Below are 16,405 nucleotides of genomic sequence, written 5' to 3'. Positions count from 1 at the left end.
TGGCCATGATGAACCTCGCCGAATATCGCCGAACCGCGACCCGTCTCGCTGATTTCCTGCCCTGGGCGGCGCTGGTCGGCGAAGGCGTCGTGCTTAACAAGGACGGCAGCTTCCAGCGCACCGCGCGCTTTCGTGGTCCCGATCTCGACTCAGCTGTGGCCGCCGAACTGGTGGCCGTCGCCAGTCGCCTCAACAACGCCTTCCGGCGTCTAGGCTCGGGCTGGGCGATCTTCGTCGAAGCGCAGCGTCACGAAGCCGCCTCCTATCCGGCAAGCCGCTTCGCGGACGCCGCCTCCGCCCTCGTTGATGCGGAGCGCAAGGCCGACTTCGAGGAAGCGGACGCGCATTACGAGTCGAGCTACTTCTTGACCTTTCTCTATCTCCCGCCTGCCGAGGACGCCGCGCGGGCGGAGACCTGGCTCTACGAGGGTCGCCAACAGTCGGGCGTCGATCCCCATGAAGCCCTCGCGGCCTTCATTGACCGTACAAACCGCGTCCTCCAACTCGTCGATGGCTTCATGCCGGAATGCCGGTGGCTCGATGACGCTGAGACCCTGACTTACCTGCACTCGACCGTCTCGACGAAGCGCCACCGCGTCCGCGTGCCCGAAACACCGATCTACCTCGATGCGCTTCTCGCCGATGAGCCGCTGACCGGCGGCCTCGAGCCGCGGCTCGGCGCCGCCCATCTGCGCGTACTGACGATCAACGGCTTTCCGACCGCGACGACGCCAGGGATTCTCGACGATCTCAACCGGCTCGCCTTTCCCTATCGCTGGTCCACGCGGGCGATCCTCCTCGACAAGACGGACGCCACGAAACTGCTGACGCGCATCCGGCGGCAGTGGTTCGCCAAGCGCAAGTCAATCGCCGCGATTTTGAAAGAGGTGATGACCAACGAGGCCTCCGCGCTTGTCGATACGGACGCTGCGAACAAGGCGGCCGATGCCGACATGGCCCTGCAGGAGCTTGGCGCCGACTATGCCGGTCAGGCCTATGTGACCGCCACCGTCACCGTTTGGGATGCCGATCCGCGCACCGCCGACGAAAAGCTCCGCCTTGTGGAAAAGGTGATCCAGGGCCGCGACTTCACCGCGATGTCCGAGACCATCAATGCCGTCGATGCGTGGCTCGGGTCGCTGCCCGGCCATGTCTACGCCAACGTCCGCCAGCCACCGATCTCCACTCTAAACCTCGCCCACATGATTCCGCTCTCGGCGGTCTGGGCAGGGCCGGAACGGGACGAGCATTTTGGTGCGCCGCCGCTGCTTTACGGCAAGACCGAAGGCAGCACGCCGTTTCGCTTTTCGTTGCATGTCGGCGATGTCGGTCACACGCTGGTTGTCGGACCGACCGGCGCGGGCAAGTCCGTCCTGCTCGCGCTTATCGCGCTTCAGTTCCGGCGCTATCCGGGAAGCCAAGTCTTCGCCTTCGACTTTGGCGGCTCGATCCGCGCAGCCGCGCTCGCCATGGGAGGCGATTGGCACGACCTCGGCGGCAGCCTGACGGACGGCGCCGCGTCGTCGGTGTCCCTCCAACCACTCGCGCGCGTTCACGAGACCCACGAGCGTGCCTGGGCAGCCGACTGGATCGCGGCCATCCTAGCCCGCGAGGGCGTCACGATTACGCCGGAGGTTAAAGAACATCTTTGGACGGCGCTGACCTCGCTGGCGTCCGCGCCGGTCACAGAGCGCACGCTGACGGGCCTCGCCGTCCTCCTCCAGTCGAACGATCTCAAGCAAGCGCTGCGCCCCTTTTGCGTGGGCGGCGCCTACGGACGGCTGCTGGACGCCGAAGGCGAGCAGCTAGGGGAAGCTGAGGTCCAGGCCTTTGAAACCGAGGGGCTGATCGGCGGCGGCGCGGCGCCGGCGGTCCTCGCCTATCTCTTCCATCGGATCGGCGACCGTCTGGATGGACGGCCCACGCTCCTGATCGTCGACGAAGGCTGGCTCGCGCTCGACGATGACGGCTTCGCGGCGCAACTGCGCGAATGGCTGAAGACGCTGCGCAAGAAGAACGCGTCGGTCGTCTTCGCCACGCAATCGCTGGCCGACATCGATGGGAGCGCGATCGCTCCGGCCATCATCGAAAGCTGCCAGACGCGCCTTTTGCTGCCGAACGAACGCGCGATCGAACCCCAGATCACCACGATCTACCGGCGCTTCGGCTTGAACGACCGCCAGATCGAGATCCTCAGCCGGGCGACGCCCAAGCGCGACTATTACTGCCAGTCGCGGCGCGGCAACCGGCTGTTCGAGTTGGGGCTCTCCGAAGTCGCCCTCGCGCTCTGCGCGGCATCCTCGAAAACTGATCAGGCCGCCATCGAGGCGATCCTCGCCGAGCATGGCCGCGACGGCTTCCTGTCCGCCTGGCTGCGCGCCCGCGATGTCGGATGGGCCGCCGACCTCATTCCCGATCTCACCAACCTGGAGCCCAAGCCATGATGATCCGACGCTCTCGCGCGGCGCTGTTCGCCGCAACCATCCTGTCGCTGCCCGTCGCCTTCTCGCCCGTGTTCGTGACCCCGGCAGCGGCGCAGTGGGTCGTTTATGATCCGACCAACTACGTCCAGAATGTCCTATCGGCCGCGCGGGCGCTCGAGCAGATCAACAACCAGATCCAGAGCCTCCAAAACGAAGCGCAGATGCTGATCAACCAGGCCCGCAATCTCGCGAGCCTGCCCTATTCCTCGCTTCATCAGCTCCAGCAATCGGTGCAGCGCACGCAAGCGCTTCTGGGTCAGGCACAGCGCATCGCCTTCGACGTGCAGCAGATCGACCAAGCCTTTCAGAGCCAGTACAGCAACATCTCGCTGTCCACTTCGGATCAGCGTCTCGTCTCCGATGCACGATCGCGCTGGCAGAATACGGTCGGCGGCCTTCAGGACGCGCTGCGCGTGCAGGCCGGTGTCGTCGGCAATATCGACACCAACCGCGCCGAGATGGCGGCTCTGGTCGGGCAGAGCCAGGGTGCGACCGGCGCGCTTCAGGCAACCCAGGCCGGCAACCAGTTGCTCGCATTGCAGGCGCAGCAACTCGCAGACCTGGTCGCTGTGGTCGCTGCGAACGGCCGAGCGCAGGCGCTTGTCGATGCCGAGCGAGCCGCAGCCGCCGAACAAGGCCGTGAACAGCGCCGCCGGTTCTTGACGCCCGGCTCCGGCTATCAGCCCGGCAACGCCCGGATGTTCCCGAACGGCAACTGAGGACAGCAGGATGGACGGCAAGACGCTGGCCCGCGTGGGCGCAATCATCTTCGTCTCCGTCGCGATCACCGCAACGGCGATCGAGATGACCCGGAAAGAGGAAAGGCCAGCGGTTCGGCCGACGCCCGTGCTTGAGGAGGCGGAGGACCCGCTGCGCGAGGGCCAGCGTCGGTGCCAGCAGATGGGGGAAGCCGCAGCCAGAGACAGCGAGTGTCTGCGCATCTGGGCCGAAACCCGCGACCGTTTCCTTGGCACCCGCACCGCGCCGCGACGCGCCGACGAAGGGCGGTGAGCCATGGGCGGCAGCGGCGTCATCGACAATTTCCTCGGGGTCTTCACCTCCTACATCGACAGCGGATTCGGCCTGCTCGGCGGCGAGGTGGCGTTCATCGCGACGACGCTGATCGTCATCGACGTCACGCTGGCCGCCCTGTTTTGGAGCTGGGGCGCGGATGACGACATCATCGCGCGTCTGGTGAAGAAGACGCTGTTTGTGGGCGTCTTCGCCTACATCATCGGCAACTGGAACAACCTCGCACGGATCGTCTTCGAAAGCTTCGCCGGCCTCGGACTTCAGGCGTCTGGCACCGGGTTTTCCATCCAGGACCTGATGCGCCCGGGCCGGGTCGCGCAGACGGGTCTCGATGCAGCAAGGCCGCTGCTCGAATCCATCTCAAACCTGATGGGCTGGATCGCCTTCTTCGAAAACTTCATCCAGATCGCCTGCCTGCTCTTCGCCTGGGCGCTGGTGCTGCTCGCCTTCTTCATCCTCGCCATCCAGCTCTTCATCACGCTGATCGAATTCAAGCTGACCACGTTGGCTGGCTTTGTCCTGATCCCGTTCGGCCTGTTCGGGAAGACCGCCTTCATGGCCGAGCGCGTGCTGGGCAACGTCATCTCGTCTGGGATCAAGGTGCTGGTGCTCGCCGTTATCATCGGCATCGGCTCGACACTGTTCAGTCAGTTCACGGCAGGATTCGGCGGTCAGCCACCGACCATCGACGACGCGATGGCCGTCGTATTGGCGGCGCTGTCGCTTCTCGGTCTCGGCATCTTTGGTCCGGGTATCGCCAACGGCATCGTTTCCGGCGGCCCGCAACTCGGCGCAGGCTCCGCCATCGGCACCGGCCTCGTCGCGGGCGGCGCAGCCATGGCTGCCGGCGGCGCGGCCGGGCTCGCCTTGCGCGGTGGCGCGAGCGCCATTTCCGGCGGCGCCACCGCCGTGCGCGGTGGAGCCACCGCGGCGGGAGCCGCCTCCGCTGCCTACAGTCTCGGTTCCCTCGGCCAGTGGGGCGCCGCCGGCGTCGCGTCGGGCCTCGGCGGCGTCGCACGAGCGGCCGGCGGCGCGGCAGCCTCTCCGCTGCGCCGGGCCGCGCAAAGCCTTCGCTCGAGCTTCGCCGACGGCGTCAAAAGCGGCTTCGGAGCCACCGGCGGTTCCTCGAGCATGGGAACGGTCGCGAATGATGCCGGTTCAGCCGCACCGGCAGCCACAGGCTCTGCCGCCAGCCCGCCGGCTTGGGCGCAGCGCATGCGACGTGGGCAGACCATGAGCCACGGCGTCACGCTCGCGGCACACGCGATCCGATCGGGCGACAGCCACGGCGGCGGCTCTTCCATCAATCTCTCCGGAGGCGACCGCACATGAGCTTCTTCAAGCGACCTGCAACCCACTATGGAAAGACGCCCGAGCCCGAGACGCCGTATCAGCGCGCGGGGCAGATCTGGGATGATAGAATCGGCTCAGCGCGTGTCCAGGCCCGAAACTGGCGGCTCATGGCCTTCGGCTGCCTGATCCTCTCCGCCGGCTTCGCTGCCGCGCTGGTCTGGCAGTCGGCGCGCGGGACCATCGTCCCGTGGGTGGTGCAGGTCGACAATCTCGGCCAGGCGCAGGCGGTCGCGCCAGCGCAGGCCGACTACCGCCCCACCGACCCGCAGGTGGCCTGGCATCTGGCGCGGTTCATCGAGCAGGTCCGCTCGATCCCGGCCGACGCCATCGTCGTGCGGCAGAATTGGCTGCGCGCCTACGAGTTCACGACCGATCGCGGCGCGGCGGCCCTCAATGACTTCGCCCGCGCCAACGATCCGTTTACCCGCGTCGGGAAGCAGCAGGTGTCGGTCGAAGTGTCGAGCGTGATCCGCGCGTCGCCTGACAGCTTCCGCGTTGCCTGGACCGAACGCCAGTACGAGAACGGCCAGCTCTCCACGACACAGCGCTGGACAGCCATCCTGACCATCGTGATCCAACCCCCGCGCGACGCAGAGCGGCTGCGGGCTAATCCGCTTGGGATCTACGTCAACGCCATCAACTGGTCTCGGGAGATGGGGCAATGAGAAATCATCTCCGCCGACCCGCGAGCCGCGGCTTCCGCCTATCCGGCTCTGCGCTTTTGCTGATCTCCGGATTGGCGCTGGCCGGCTGCGCGACCAACCGACCGCCACAGATCAGCTATGACGTCGATGTGCCGCCGCTTCCCCCTGTGCCGGCTGCCGTCACGGAGGCGCCACCTAGGCCGCTTCACACACCGCCCGCCTGGACACCCGCGCGCGGTGGCGCTGCCGCAGGGACGCCGGCGGGCCGCGTGGAGAATGCCAACGCCGCCGCGCGCGTCGAACCACGCCGCGAGGGGTATTACAACTCGATCCAGATCTATCCCTGGAGCGAGGGCGCGCTCTATCAGGTCTATGCCGCTCCCGGGCAGATCACCAACATCGCGCTGGAACCAGGCGAGAGCCTGACCGGCGCCGGCCCGATCGCTGCGGGCGACACGGCGCGCTGGATCATCGGCGACACCGAGAGCGGCTCGGGGATCACTCGCCGCGTCCATGTCCTCGTGAAGCCGACACGGCCAGACATCACGACCAATCTGGTCATCACCACCGACCGTCGCATCTACATGATCGAGCTGCGCTCGGGCGAACGCCCCTATATGCCGGCCGTCGCCTGGGCCTATCCCCAGCCGCCCGCCTCGCAGAGACAGGCAGTGCCCGCTACGCCAGTGATCCCGGCCGTTGCGGCACGGAACTATCGCTACGGCCTCACGGGCGACACGCCGCCGTGGCGGCCAATTTCGGTCTACGACGACGGGCGCCGCGTCTATGTCGAGTTCCCGCGTGGGATCGTTCAGGGCGAGATGCCGCCGCTCTTCGTCATCGGCGCAGATGGCGAACCGCAGATCGCCAACAGCCGGATCCACCAGAACATCCTGATCGTCGACCGCTTGTTCGGCGCCGCCGAGCTCCGTCTCGGCAGTGGCGAGCGCCAGCAGACGGTCCGGATCGTTCGCACCGATGGGAGGCCCGCGTCATGAGCGAGCGCGACACGCCCAACGAAGCCGACGCACAGCTGGTCGGCACACAGCCCGGCGACGCCGCTGCGCCGATGCGGCTGCGCGCCGAACCGCCCCGGGTCACCCGACTGTCGCGAAAGGTGCTGGGCGGCATCAGTCTCGTCGCCGCCCTCGGGGTCGGTGGCGCGCTCATCTATGCGCTTCAGACGCGCAATATCGGTCCTGGCAGTGAGGAGCTTTACTCCACGCAAAATCGGCGAACCGCGGACGGGCTCGCCGGCCTGCCACGCGACTACACCGGTCCGGTGCTTGGGCCTCCGCTGCCCGGGGATCTGGGGCGCCCCATCCTCGATGCGCAGAACCGTGGCCAGCCCGTCACGCCGCCGATGGCAGCAGCGCCCACCGTCGATCCGGTCGAGCAACGCAGACGCGCGGAAGAAGAAGCTGCCCGAACGAGCCGCGTCTTCTTCCAGACGGAGGCGCGCGTCGCAGCTCCGATTGCGACAGTTGGTGGACCAGGCAGCCCGAGCCTCTCTGGGCTAGGTCTTCCGGGCCAGCCAGGTGCAGCGACGGCGCAGGATCGCCAGCTCGCGTTCCTGAATGCGGGCGTGGACCGCCGCACGGTCTCGCCAGATCGCGTGATGGGTCCGGCATCGCCCTATGTGCTTCAGACCGGCGCCGTCATCGCCGCGGCCCTCATCACCGGCATCCGATCCGACCTGCCGGGCCAGATCACCGCGCAGGTCACGGAGCATGTCTACGACAGCCCGACCGGGCGCATCCTGCTCGTCCCACAGGGCACGCGGCTGATCGGCGAGTACAGCAACGATGTCGGCTTCGGTCAGCGCCGGGTGCTGCTCGTCTGGAAGCGGCTCATCCTTCCGAATGGCCGTTCGATCGTCCTGGAACGTCAACCCGGAGCCGACGCGCAAGGCTATGCGGGTCTTCAGGATGGCGTCGACTATCACTGGTGGGATCTCGCCAAGGCAGCCGGCCTGTCGACACTGCTGTCGGTCGGCGCCGAACTCGCCGTTGACGATCAGGATCGGCTGCTCCGGGCGATCCGCAACGGCGGGCAGGACACCATCAACGACGCAGGGCAGCAGATCATCCGTCGGCAACTCAATGTCGCGCCGACCCTGACGATCAGACCGGGGTTCCCCGTGCGCGTCATCGTCACCCGCGACCTCGTGCTCGAACCTTATGGAGGGTTGTGATGACCAAGCTGAAGCTCGGCCCGATCATCGACGACAAGCCGGTGAAGGTGACGATTGAACTCCCTGCGCCGCTGCATCGGGACCTCGTCGCCTACGCCGCAGCACTCGGCCGCGAACAAGGCCAGACCATCGGCGACCCGACGAAGCTGATTGTGCCCATGCTCGAGCGCTTCATTGCAACCGATCGGGGGTTCGCCCGCGCGCGCCGCGATGGCAGTCAACTTGCGGCACGCGCCGATGCTCAGGGCGCATGAGCCGTTGCCGGGCGAACCAAGCGTCATCTCGCTCCGAGAAAGACTTTGCCAGCGCCAGCAGGCGCTCGAGGTTCCGATGGAGCGCCCCTCGCGGTTGGACAGCACCATAGCGGAGAACAGCATCCTCGATCAGGCGAAAAGCAATGCCTGGCACTCCGTGACGGACATGCGCGCTGCCTGCGATGGTGACGCCGTCCCCATGCGCGACGATCTGCATCAGAGATTCCCGAGTGACGGACAATTGCTCGATCTGTAGGTCTCCGGGCGAAGTCTGGAGGTTTCGCATCAGGTAGCCCTTCGCGAAATCGCCGGTCGGTAAATCAGTCACGACAAAGTGCCGATCACGCAGGTCATCCCACCGGAGTGCCTTCTGATCGGCGAGTGGGTCACCGTCCGGCAATGCCGCGTACACGGGCTCGGCCCACAGAGGCGTCACGTCAAAGCCCTTCCCGGGCGATGCTTCGGCGACGACACCGACATCAAGCTGCCCCCGCCGCACGGCCGCGATAAGTTCGGGACAGCTGCCCTCGCTGAACCGCAGCTTGACCCCCGGTCGGTCACCCCGGAAGGCCCCGAAGAGCTCGGACAGAAAGCCTATGGTCAGAGGCCCGAACACGCCGATCCGAAGATGCCGTCCTCTGTTCGCCACCGTTCTTGCGCCGTCGAGCGCCGATCCGATCTGGCGAGCCCCAGAAGCGGCCTGATTCAGGAATTGTTTGCCGATGTCCGTCAGGTCGACGCCGGCAGGATGACGGCGGAACAGCTGTGCGCCGATCTCATCCTCGACATCCCGGATGCGGCGGCTGATCGCCGACTGCTCGACGCCGAGATCTTGTGCCGCGCGCCGGAAGCTGCCGCTTTCCGCGGCGGCGATGATGTAGCGCACATGGCGCAGCTCGATCTTCGATCTCGGCACGATGGTTCCCCATGATGCAAAGGTCTTTGCAAACGTAGCCCCGTCAGCCCCCGAGAACTGTTCCGATCAAATTATGGGTCTTCTCCGCCTCCTCGCTACCGCCGCCCACGAAATCCTTAAGTGTCACACATTCGACTGTTGCTACGTCGCTAGCGGACTTCCGGATCGCATCTCGCCGGTGCAAGCAGTAAATGGTGCGTGATCTGAACAGCGCAATTACGGCGCGGAACGCGTGCGGCGAGTCGTGCAGATTCTGTGGGCTGACGGATGTCCGGCCGCGCTGTCAGGACTGAAAATGACCCGCCGATTTCTACGCCAGAGCCCGAAATTGCCGCACGCCACTCGGGAGGGACTTCCGGCATCGGCACCTATCGTTCTCAATCGCCTGCGACAGCCGCTAAGGAGATTGGGTATGGTCCAAAACGAGCCTTTGGAGATCACGAAGACCATCCGGCGGCACCAACTGCGCGAGATGGTGCCCCTGGCCGACAGCACAATCTACGAGATGGAGCAGCGCGGCGAATTCCCACGCCGCTTCGCGCTGTCGCCGCGCTGCATCGTCTGGGACCTCGCCGAGGTCCACGCCTGGTTGCTGGCGCGGCGCGCGAAGCCAATCCCTCGCGCACAGCATCCCGACGTCACCAAGCGCAAGTCCCGCCCAGTCAAAGGGCAGGATCGAGCGCGATAGACGGCATGACTGTCGGCAGCAGCGTCGGAACATACTTCCGCCCCTCAACCCAGGCATCGACGGTGTCGGCCCATTCCTGCATCATGTGGCGACGCTGAACCTCGTATTCGGCCTTGTTGTAGACGCCGCGTGATGAACGCCCGTCCTCGTGCGCCAGGCACTTTTCGATCCAGTCGCGGTTGAAGCCCAACTCATTGAGCAGCGTCGAGCCCGTGCGGCGCAGGTCATGCACGGTGAACGGCTCCAGCGGCAGCCCCTCCTTCTTGGCCTGTTCGACGACAGCGTAAGTGACCCGGTTGAAGGTCGCCCGCGACATCGGCGCATCCGCATCGTAGCGGGACGGCAGCAGATACCGGGAATTACCGGCGCAGGTCTTGAGCGCGATCATGATGTCGAGGGTCTGCCGGCACAGGTAGACATTGTGCGGCTTCGATCGCTTCATGCGCTCCTTCGGGATCGTCCAGACAGCGTTTTCGAAATCGACTTCATCCCAGACCGCGTCCTGTAGTTCGCTCTTCCGGACCATGGTGAGGAGGTAGAGCTTCATGCCGAGCCGGATCGTCGGCAGCGTCGCGACATGCTCGAGTTGCTTGAGCATGATGCGGATCTCGGTCGGGGAAAGCGCCCGGTCCTTGGGCGTAAAGGTGGCAATCGAAGCAGGGCCGACATCATCGGCCGGGTTCGCGACCTTCTCGCCGTGGAGGATGGCGAAGGCGTAGATCTGCTTCAGGATATCCCGCACATGGATGGCCGTCGCGGGCGCGCCCCGTTCCACGATCTTGGCGCAGTGGGCGCGCAGGTCATCAGGCGTGATTTCGGTCAGCAAACGGTTCTGCCAGACCGGCTTGAGTTCACGCTCGAATATGGCGCGGCGCATGGCGCGCGTGCTGTCAGCCATGGGCGCGCCCGTCAACCACTTCTCGCCGAACTCGCCGAAGCTCTTGGCCTCCTTGATCCGGCGCTTCTCCCGCTGCTTCTCGATGGCAGGGGACCGCCCCTCGGCAATCATGCGTTTCGCGTCCAGGCACAATTCGCGAGCCCGGGCGAGCGAGATCCCATCTCGGGCGTACTTGCCGAGATGGACGGTCTCCCGCCTGCCGTTCAGCCGATAGTCGAGCCTGAACGAGATGCCGCCTGTCGGCGCGACACGCACATACATGCCGTCACGATCGGTCACCTTGTACATTTTGGCTTTTGGTTTCAGGCACTTGAGTGCCGCATCCGTCAACATTCTGGGCCTCCTCGCGGAAAAGTACCGTCACGCGGTTTTTGGAGGCTTTTGACGAAAATATCTGTTTATGTTCAGCGTATTAGGCTGAAAAAAGTACCGTCATTGGCCTCAGTCGCTATGACGGTACTTTCGATTTTCCGAATGATCAACGGGGGCAGGGTCCGTCAGCGGGCACGACAGACGCGTTTGATGCCCACCGATAGCTCTCGATAGGTCTCGGCTGAAATATTTTTGTTTTTCAGGTGGTTATGTCGTATTCTGGCGTAGTTTCGGATACCCTCGGATGGGCAAAAATTATTCCCACTCGATAGTGCCCGGCGGCTTCGAGGTATAATCGTACACCACGCGGTTGATGCCCTGCACCTCGTTGATGATGCGCGTCGCGCAGCGGCTGAGGAAGCTTGCGTCGAAGGGGTAGATGTCGGCGGTCATGCCGTCGGTCGAGGTCACGGCGCGCAGCGCGCAGACATGGTCGTAGGTGCGCCCGTCACCCATCACGCCGACGGTCTTGACAGGCAGCAGCACCGCGAAAGCCTGCCAGATCGCGTCGTAAAGCCCGGCATTGCGGATTTCGTCGAGATACACCGCATCGGCTTTGCGGAGGATATCGCAGCGTTCCTTCGACACTTCGCCGGGGATGCGGATTGCGAGGCCGGGGCCGGGGAAGGGGTGGCGGCCGACGAAGATGTCGGGGAGACCGAGTTCCTTGCCGAGCAGGCGGACCTCGTCCTTGAACAGTTCACGCAGCGGTTCGACGAGCTTCATGTTCATCCGCTCGGGAAGGCCGCCGACATTGTGGTGGCTCTTGATCGTGACGCTCGGCCCGCCGGTGAAGCTGACGCTCTCGATGACGTCCGGATAGAGCGTGCCTTGCGCGAGGAAATCGGCGCCGCCGATCTTCTTCGCTTCCTCCTCGAAGACGTTGATGAATTCGGCGCCGATGAATTTGCGCTTCTTTTCGGGGTCGGTGACCCCTGCGAGGCCCGCCATGAAGCGTTCCTCCGCATCGACGACGACAAGCGGGATGTTGTAATGGTCGCGGAACAGCCGTTCGACCTGCTCGCGCTCGTTCATGCGCAGCAGGCCATGGTCGACGAAGACACAGGTGAGTTGCTCGCCGATCGCTTCATGGATCAGCACCGCGGCGACCGCGCTGTCGACGCCGCCCGACAGGCCGCAGAGGACGCGCTGGTCGCCGACCTGCGCGCGGATTTCGGCGATCTTCGTGGCGCGGAACTCGGCCATCGTCCAGTCGCCGCTGCAACCGCAGACATGGCGCACGAAATTGGCGATCAGCTTGGCGCCGTCAGGCGTGTGGACGACCTCGGGGTGGAATTGCGTGCCGTAATAGCGGCGTTCGTCGTCGGCGATCAGCGCGAAGGGGGCGCCGTCGCTGACCGCGACGATGCGAAAGCCGGGGGCGAAGCGCGTGACGCGGTCGCCGTGGCTCATCCACACCTGATGCCGCTCGCCGACCTCCCACAATCCGTCGAAGAGCACGCAGGGTTCGGTGACGGTCAGGAAGGCGCGGCCGAATTCGCCGTCGCGCTCGCCGTCGGCGCCGCCGGGCTCGACCTGTCCGCCGAGCTGCTGGCTCATCACCTGCTGGCCGTAACAGATGCCGAGGATGGGGAGGCCGCTTTCGAATACCGATTGCGGGGCGCGCGGGCTGCCCGCCGCAGGGACCGATGCCGGTGAGCCCGAGAGGATCACGCCCTTGGGCTTCATCCGTTCGAGCGCGGCCTCGGCGGCGTTGAACGGAACGATCTCGCTGTAGACGCCGGCTTCGCGGACGCGGCGGGCGATGAGCTGGGTGACCTGGCTGCCGAAATCGACGATCAGGATCGATTCGGGGGCGGCGGAAGAGGCTGGAGTCGGCATGGCTGGCCGATACGGATGCCGGGGCCGACTGTCTAGGGTCAAGCCGGGCGGCCCAGCGCTTCGTCGGTCTGGAGGGGGCGTTGGTGGAAGCGCCCTCGCGATGCCATAGTGTTGCGACAAATAGCGAATAGCTGCCCGGCAAGGCGGTAATTCGCTTCATCGCCGGTTCAATCGGCGGCGGCATGATGATCAAAAGACAAGATAAAGGCTCTCCCCCACCATGTATGTTCGACCGCTCCTTCCCATGCGCGCCCTGTGGCTGACCGGCGCCGCGCTTGCGGCTGTTCCGGCCGCGATGGCGCAGGATCAGGCGGCGGTCCCCGTCGCTTCGAGCTCGGGTACCGCGACCGACGACGATATCGACTATGCCGATGAAATCGTCGTGACCGCGCCGCGGATCGCGGGGCAACTCGATACCGATATCGCTGCCGAGGCCGAACTCGATGAAGCCGCGATCGCCAGCTATGGCGCCTCGTCGATCGAGGAATTGTTGACGGCGCTCGAACCGATCACGCGGTCGGGGCGCGGGCGCGGCAGCGGGCGCCCCGTTATCCTGGTCAATGGGCGCCGGATCGGCGGCTTCGGCGCGGTGCGCAACCTTCCGCCCGAAGCGATCGCCAAGGTCGAGATTTTCCCCGAGGAAGTCGCGCTGCAATATGGTTATGCCGCGACCGATCGCGTGGTGAATTTCGTGCTCAAGCCCGATTTCAAACAGGTGTCGGTGGAGGGCGAGGCAGGCGTGCCGACGCAGGGCGGGCAGTTCAAGAGCGAGCTGGAACCCGCGGTCGTCGCGATCGGACAGAATGGCCGCTTCAACCTCAACGGGGGGTGGGAGCATCAGACGATGCTGCTCGAGCGCGAGCGCGACCTTGGCGACACGGGGCGCAGCCTCCTGCCGGCCAGCGACACCTATATCATCGACGGCACGATCGTCCGCAATCTTGACAAGGTCACCGACCTGTCGGCAAGCCTGCGGTTCGACCAGACCGACAGCCTCAGCCTCCTTGGCCCTGGCGCGGGCGGTGTCAGCGATCCGCTGCGCCGCGACAGCCGGACGCAGAACTGGACGGGTTCGGCAAGCGCCAACGGCATGCTCGGCGCGTGGCGCTGGTCGGTTACGGGCAATTATGCCGACAGCGATCAGCGGATCTTTACCGAACGTCTGAGTGGCGGGCGCGACCGTTTCGACAGCAGCCAGCAGAGCTTCGGCGGCAATGCCAATATCTCGGGCAGCGTGATCGAGGGCTGGGCCGGCCCGATCCGCGCATCGATCACCGGGGCCTATACCGGCCTGCGTTATGATAGCCGCGCCGACCGCAGCGGCGTCATCACGACGAGCGACCTCGCGCGCGACACGCCGAGCGTTTTCGGATCGCTGATGGTGCCGATCCTCGATCCCGACTATGATGTCGGCAAGATCGGCCGCATTTCGCTGACGCTGAACGGCCAGGTCGAAAACCCGAGCGATTTCGCCGCGCTCAAAAGCTGGGGCGCGACGCTCAATTGGGGGCTGACCGACAATCTGTCGTTGCTCGCAAGCTTCAACCGCGACGAGGCGGCGCCTTCGGTGACGCAGCTCGGCGCGGCGCCGCTGGTTACCGACAATGTCACCTACTACGACTTCCGCACCGGCCAGACGGTGCAGATCCAGACGACGACCGGCGGCAATCCTTTCCTCCTCGCCGAACAGCGCCGCGATGTGAAGCTCGGGCTCAACTGGTCGCCGCCGATGGTCGAGGGGTTGAACCTTTCGATCAACTACAACAGCAACCGTAGCGACGACACCAGCAACGGCTTCCCGCTGTTGACGCCCGAGATCGAGGCCGCTTTCCCGGATCGCGCGACGCGCGTCGGCGGCGTGCTTGTCGCGCTCGACCAGCGCCCGGTGAATTTCGACCGCGCAACCAATTCACAAATTCGCTGGGGGATCAATTTCGGCCGCAGTTTCGGCCAGTCGCAAGCGGGTCCGGGTGCGGGCCGCTTCGGTGGCGGTCGTCCGGCTGGCGGCGCCGAGCGACGTCCGCAGCCGGCGCAGGGCGACGCCCCGCCGCCGCCCGACGGGCAGGCCGCTAAACCCGCCGGATCGGGCGATGCGCCCGCCGCAGCGCCTGCACGCCCGCGTGGCCCCGGCGGCGGCTTTCGCGGCGGGCGCGGTGGTCCGGGCGGCATGTTCGGCGGACCGCAGGGCGGCCGCTGGCAATTGTCGCTCTATCACACGATCAAGCTGACCGACCGCGTGCTGATCCGGCCCGGCGTCCCCGAACTCGATCTGCTGAACGGATCGGCGACCGGCAATGGTGGCGGCAGCAACCGCAATCTGGTCGAACTCGACGGCGGCGTCTTTTACAAGGGCATCGGCGCACGGGTCAGCGCCAAATATGACAGCGGCAGCCGCGTCGTCGGCGGCGCCAACGGCGATCTGACCTTCCACGATCTTGCAACTTTCAATCTGCGCTTTTTCGTCGATTTCAACCAGAAGCCCGAACTGACCAAGGCGCTGCCGATCCTGAAGGGGTCGCGCCTGCGCCTGTCGATCGACAATCTGTTCGATGCGCAGCGCAAGGTCACCGACGCCAGCGGCGTCGTGCCGCTCACCTATGCGCCGGGCTATATCGACCCGCTCGGCCGCTATATCGAGCTGGAGTGGCGCAAGGCCTTCTAGAGTCCTGGCTGACTCTAAACCAGGCGGGCCGAAACCGTGGCCGGCGTCGTCGCGGATTCGGCGGGTACGAAGGTCAGTGCGCGCAGAAACTGCCGCGTGCAGTTCGGCCAGCTGTAGCGTTGGCCCAAGGCCGCGGCGCGGGCCGGATCGCGTGTCAGTGCCAGCGCGATCGCACGATCGAGATTGGTATCGAGAGCGCCAGCGTCGTCGGTGACGATGTCGGCCGGGCCGGCAACGGGATAGGCCGCGACGGGCGTGCCGCACGACAGCGCTTCGATGACGACAAGGCCGAAGGTGTCGGTACGGCTGGGGAAGACGAAGACGTCAGCGCCGGCATAGGCGCTGGCAAGACGCTCGCCGCCGAGCTTGCCGAGGAAACGGACATCCGGGAAGCGGGCGCGCAGATCATCGAGCGCCGGACCGTCCCCTACGATCACCTTCGTTCCCGGATGTCGGGTTTCGAGAAATGCCTCGATGTTTTTTTCGACCGCGACGCGGCCGACATAGAGCTGGATCGGGCGGGCGAGGCCGGCGAAATCGGGATGGGACGTGCGATCGGGATGAAAGAGGGCGTGATCGACGCCGCGTTCCCACATCATCGTCTGCCCAAGACCCTGCTCCGCAAGCTCGCGTTTCAGCGAGCGCGTTGCGACCATGATGTGCTGCGCGGGGCGATGGAACCAGCGGATAAAGCGCCACACGAACTGCGGCGACACGGGGATGCGCGCCGCGACATATTCGGGAAAGCGCGTGTGATAGGCGGTGGTGAAGGGAAAGCCGGTATCGATGCACCAGCGCCGCGCCGCAAGGCCGAGCGGCCCCTCGGTCGAGATATGAATCGCCTCGGGTGCGAAGGCGCGTATGCGCCGTGCGACGGCGCGCTTGCCCGCGAAGGCCAGGCGGATCTCGCCATAGGTCGGGCAGGGGATTGACCGGAACAGATCGGGCGAGATCACCCCCACGACATGCCCCTGCGCGCGCAACTCGGCGATCGTCGCCTGCAGCGTGCGCACGACACCGTTGACCTGTGGCTCCCAGGCGTCGGTAACGATCAATATCCGCATGCG

Annotated in this window: 14 protein-coding genes; 10 read left to right on the top strand and 4 right to left on the bottom strand. The window is 65.7% G+C overall.

Annotated elements, in window-relative coordinates; translation table 11 throughout:
- Positions 1 to 5 precede the first annotated feature (5 nt).
- The 8 genes from trbE (at position 6) to STE01S_RS05640 (ending at position 7,960) form a co-directional block, all read left to right on the top strand.
- Positions 6 to 2,444 (top strand): conjugal transfer protein TrbE, encoded by a 2,439-nt coding sequence (gene trbE, locus STE01S_RS05675; protein WP_062765735.1) that lies wholly within the window; start codon positions 6 to 8, stop codon positions 2,442 to 2,444.
- Positions 2,441 to 3,202: a P-type conjugative transfer protein TrbJ gene (trbJ, locus tag STE01S_RS05670; protein ID WP_062765732.1), complete on the top strand. Its 762-nt coding sequence runs from the start codon at positions 2,441 to 2,443 to the stop codon at positions 3,200 to 3,202. The genes trbE and trbJ overlap by 4 nt, the downstream gene beginning before the upstream one ends.
- A gap of 10 nt (positions 3,203 to 3,212) precedes the next feature.
- Positions 3,213 to 3,494: a putative entry exclusion protein TrbK-alt gene (trbK-alt, locus tag STE01S_RS05665; RefSeq protein ID WP_062765729.1), complete on the top strand. Its 282-nt coding sequence runs from the start codon at positions 3,213 to 3,215 to the stop codon at positions 3,492 to 3,494.
- Positions 3,495 to 3,497: 3 nt separating this feature from the next.
- Positions 3,498 to 4,847: a P-type conjugative transfer protein TrbL gene (gene trbL, locus STE01S_RS05660; protein ID WP_062765726.1), complete on the top strand. Its 1,350-nt coding sequence runs from the start codon at positions 3,498 to 3,500 to the stop codon at positions 4,845 to 4,847.
- Complete coding sequence (trbF, locus tag STE01S_RS05655) at positions 4,844 to 5,533, top strand: conjugal transfer protein TrbF (RefSeq protein ID WP_062765723.1); 690 nt, start codon at positions 4,844 to 4,846, stop codon at positions 5,531 to 5,533. Before trbL ends, trbF begins: the two co-directional genes overlap by 4 nt.
- Complete coding sequence (trbG, locus tag STE01S_RS05650; protein ID WP_062765720.1) at positions 5,530 to 6,510, top strand: P-type conjugative transfer protein TrbG; 981 nt, start codon at positions 5,530 to 5,532, stop codon at positions 6,508 to 6,510. Before trbF ends, trbG begins: the two co-directional genes overlap by 4 nt.
- A 71-nt stretch (positions 6,511 to 6,581) precedes the next feature.
- A complete protein-coding gene (locus STE01S_RS05645) occupies positions 6,582 to 7,706 on the top strand; it encodes a TraB/TrbI/VirB10 family type IV secretion system protein (RefSeq protein ID WP_218016972.1) in 1,125 nt (374 codons plus the stop codon).
- A complete protein-coding gene (locus tag STE01S_RS05640) occupies positions 7,706 to 7,960 on the top strand; it encodes a DUF2274 domain-containing protein (RefSeq protein WP_062765717.1) in 255 nt (84 codons plus the stop codon). The genes STE01S_RS05645 and STE01S_RS05640 overlap by 1 nt, the downstream gene beginning before the upstream one ends.
- Here STE01S_RS05640 and STE01S_RS19525 read toward each other — a convergent pair.
- Positions 7,878 to 8,876, bottom strand: a complete 999-nt coding sequence (locus STE01S_RS19525) for a LysR family transcriptional regulator (protein WP_082813230.1) — start codon at positions 8,874 to 8,876, stop codon at positions 7,878 to 7,880. The genes STE01S_RS05640 and STE01S_RS19525 overlap by 83 nt on opposite strands.
- Before the next feature lie 412 nt (positions 8,877 to 9,288).
- On the opposite strand from STE01S_RS19525, the gene STE01S_RS05625 reads away from it, so the two are divergent.
- On the top strand, positions 9,289 to 9,564 hold the full coding sequence (locus STE01S_RS05625; RefSeq protein ID WP_062765709.1) for a helix-turn-helix transcriptional regulator: 276 nt from the start codon (positions 9,289 to 9,291) through the stop codon (positions 9,562 to 9,564).
- Here STE01S_RS05625 and STE01S_RS05620 read toward each other — a convergent pair.
- Positions 9,539 to 10,795, bottom strand: a complete 1,257-nt coding sequence (locus STE01S_RS05620; protein ID WP_062765706.1) for a tyrosine-type recombinase/integrase — start codon at positions 10,793 to 10,795, stop codon at positions 9,539 to 9,541. The two genes, STE01S_RS05625 and STE01S_RS05620, sit on opposite strands and share 26 nt — an antisense overlap.
- Before the next feature lie 294 nt (positions 10,796 to 11,089).
- Complete coding sequence (gene guaA / locus STE01S_RS05615; RefSeq protein WP_062765703.1) at positions 11,090 to 12,676, bottom strand: glutamine-hydrolyzing GMP synthase; 1,587 nt, start codon at positions 12,674 to 12,676, stop codon at positions 11,090 to 11,092.
- Between the two features lie 244 nt (positions 12,677 to 12,920).
- Between guaA and STE01S_RS05610 the strand changes: the two genes are divergently transcribed.
- Positions 12,921 to 15,338 (top strand): TonB-dependent receptor plug domain-containing protein, encoded by a 2,418-nt coding sequence (locus tag STE01S_RS05610; RefSeq protein WP_255265888.1) that lies wholly within the window; start codon positions 12,921 to 12,923, stop codon positions 15,336 to 15,338.
- A 14-nt stretch (positions 15,339 to 15,352) separates the two neighbouring features.
- On the opposite strand, the gene STE01S_RS05605 is transcribed toward STE01S_RS05610, so the two are convergent.
- Positions 15,353 to 16,402 (bottom strand): glycosyltransferase family 4 protein, encoded by a 1,050-nt coding sequence (locus STE01S_RS05605; protein WP_062765698.1) that lies wholly within the window; start codon positions 16,400 to 16,402, stop codon positions 15,353 to 15,355.
- Between the last annotated feature and the right edge of the window lie 3 nt (positions 16,403 to 16,405).

This window comes from Sphingopyxis terrae subsp. terrae NBRC 15098 (genome assembly GCF_001598815.1).
Classification (GTDB): Bacteria; Pseudomonadota; Alphaproteobacteria; order Sphingomonadales; family Sphingomonadaceae; genus Sphingopyxis; species Sphingopyxis terrae.
Note: the sequence above shows the minus strand (reverse complement) of the source record. Positions and strands in the feature narration are given on the sequence as shown.

Excerpts from the sequence above, each read along its gene's own strand:
- trbE (WP_062765735.1), top strand. The coding sequence starts at position 6 with ATGATGAACCTCGCCGAATATCGCCGAACCGCGACCCGTCTCGCTGAT.
- trbJ (WP_062765732.1), top strand. The coding sequence starts at position 2,441 with ATGATGATCCGACGCTCTCGCGCGGCGCTGTTCGCCGCAACCATCCTG.
- trbK-alt (WP_062765729.1), top strand. The coding sequence starts at position 3,213 with ATGGACGGCAAGACGCTGGCCCGCGTGGGCGCAATCATCTTCGTCTCC.
- trbL (WP_062765726.1), top strand. The coding sequence starts at position 3,498 with ATGGGCGGCAGCGGCGTCATCGACAATTTCCTCGGGGTCTTCACCTCC.
- trbF (WP_062765723.1), top strand. The coding sequence starts at position 4,844 with ATGAGCTTCTTCAAGCGACCTGCAACCCACTATGGAAAGACGCCCGAG.
- trbG (WP_062765720.1), top strand. The coding sequence starts at position 5,530 with ATGAGAAATCATCTCCGCCGACCCGCGAGCCGCGGCTTCCGCCTATCC.
- STE01S_RS05645 (WP_218016972.1), top strand. The coding sequence starts at position 6,582 with ATGCGGCTGCGCGCCGAACCGCCCCGGGTCACCCGACTGTCGCGAAAG.
- STE01S_RS05640 (WP_062765717.1), top strand. The coding sequence starts at position 7,706 with ATGACCAAGCTGAAGCTCGGCCCGATCATCGACGACAAGCCGGTGAAG.
- STE01S_RS05625 (WP_062765709.1), top strand. The coding sequence starts at position 9,289 with ATGGTCCAAAACGAGCCTTTGGAGATCACGAAGACCATCCGGCGGCAC.
- STE01S_RS05620 (WP_062765706.1), bottom strand. The coding sequence starts at position 10,795 with ATGTTGACGGATGCGGCACTCAAGTGCCTGAAACCAAAAGCCAAAATG.
- guaA (WP_062765703.1), bottom strand. The coding sequence starts at position 12,676 with ATGCCGACTCCAGCCTCTTCCGCCGCCCCCGAATCGATCCTGATCGTC.
- STE01S_RS05610 (WP_255265888.1), top strand. The coding sequence starts at position 12,921 with ATGCGCGCCCTGTGGCTGACCGGCGCCGCGCTTGCGGCTGTTCCGGCC.
- STE01S_RS05605 (WP_062765698.1), bottom strand. The coding sequence starts at position 16,402 with ATGCGGATATTGATCGTTACCGACGCCTGGGAGCCACAGGTCAACGGT.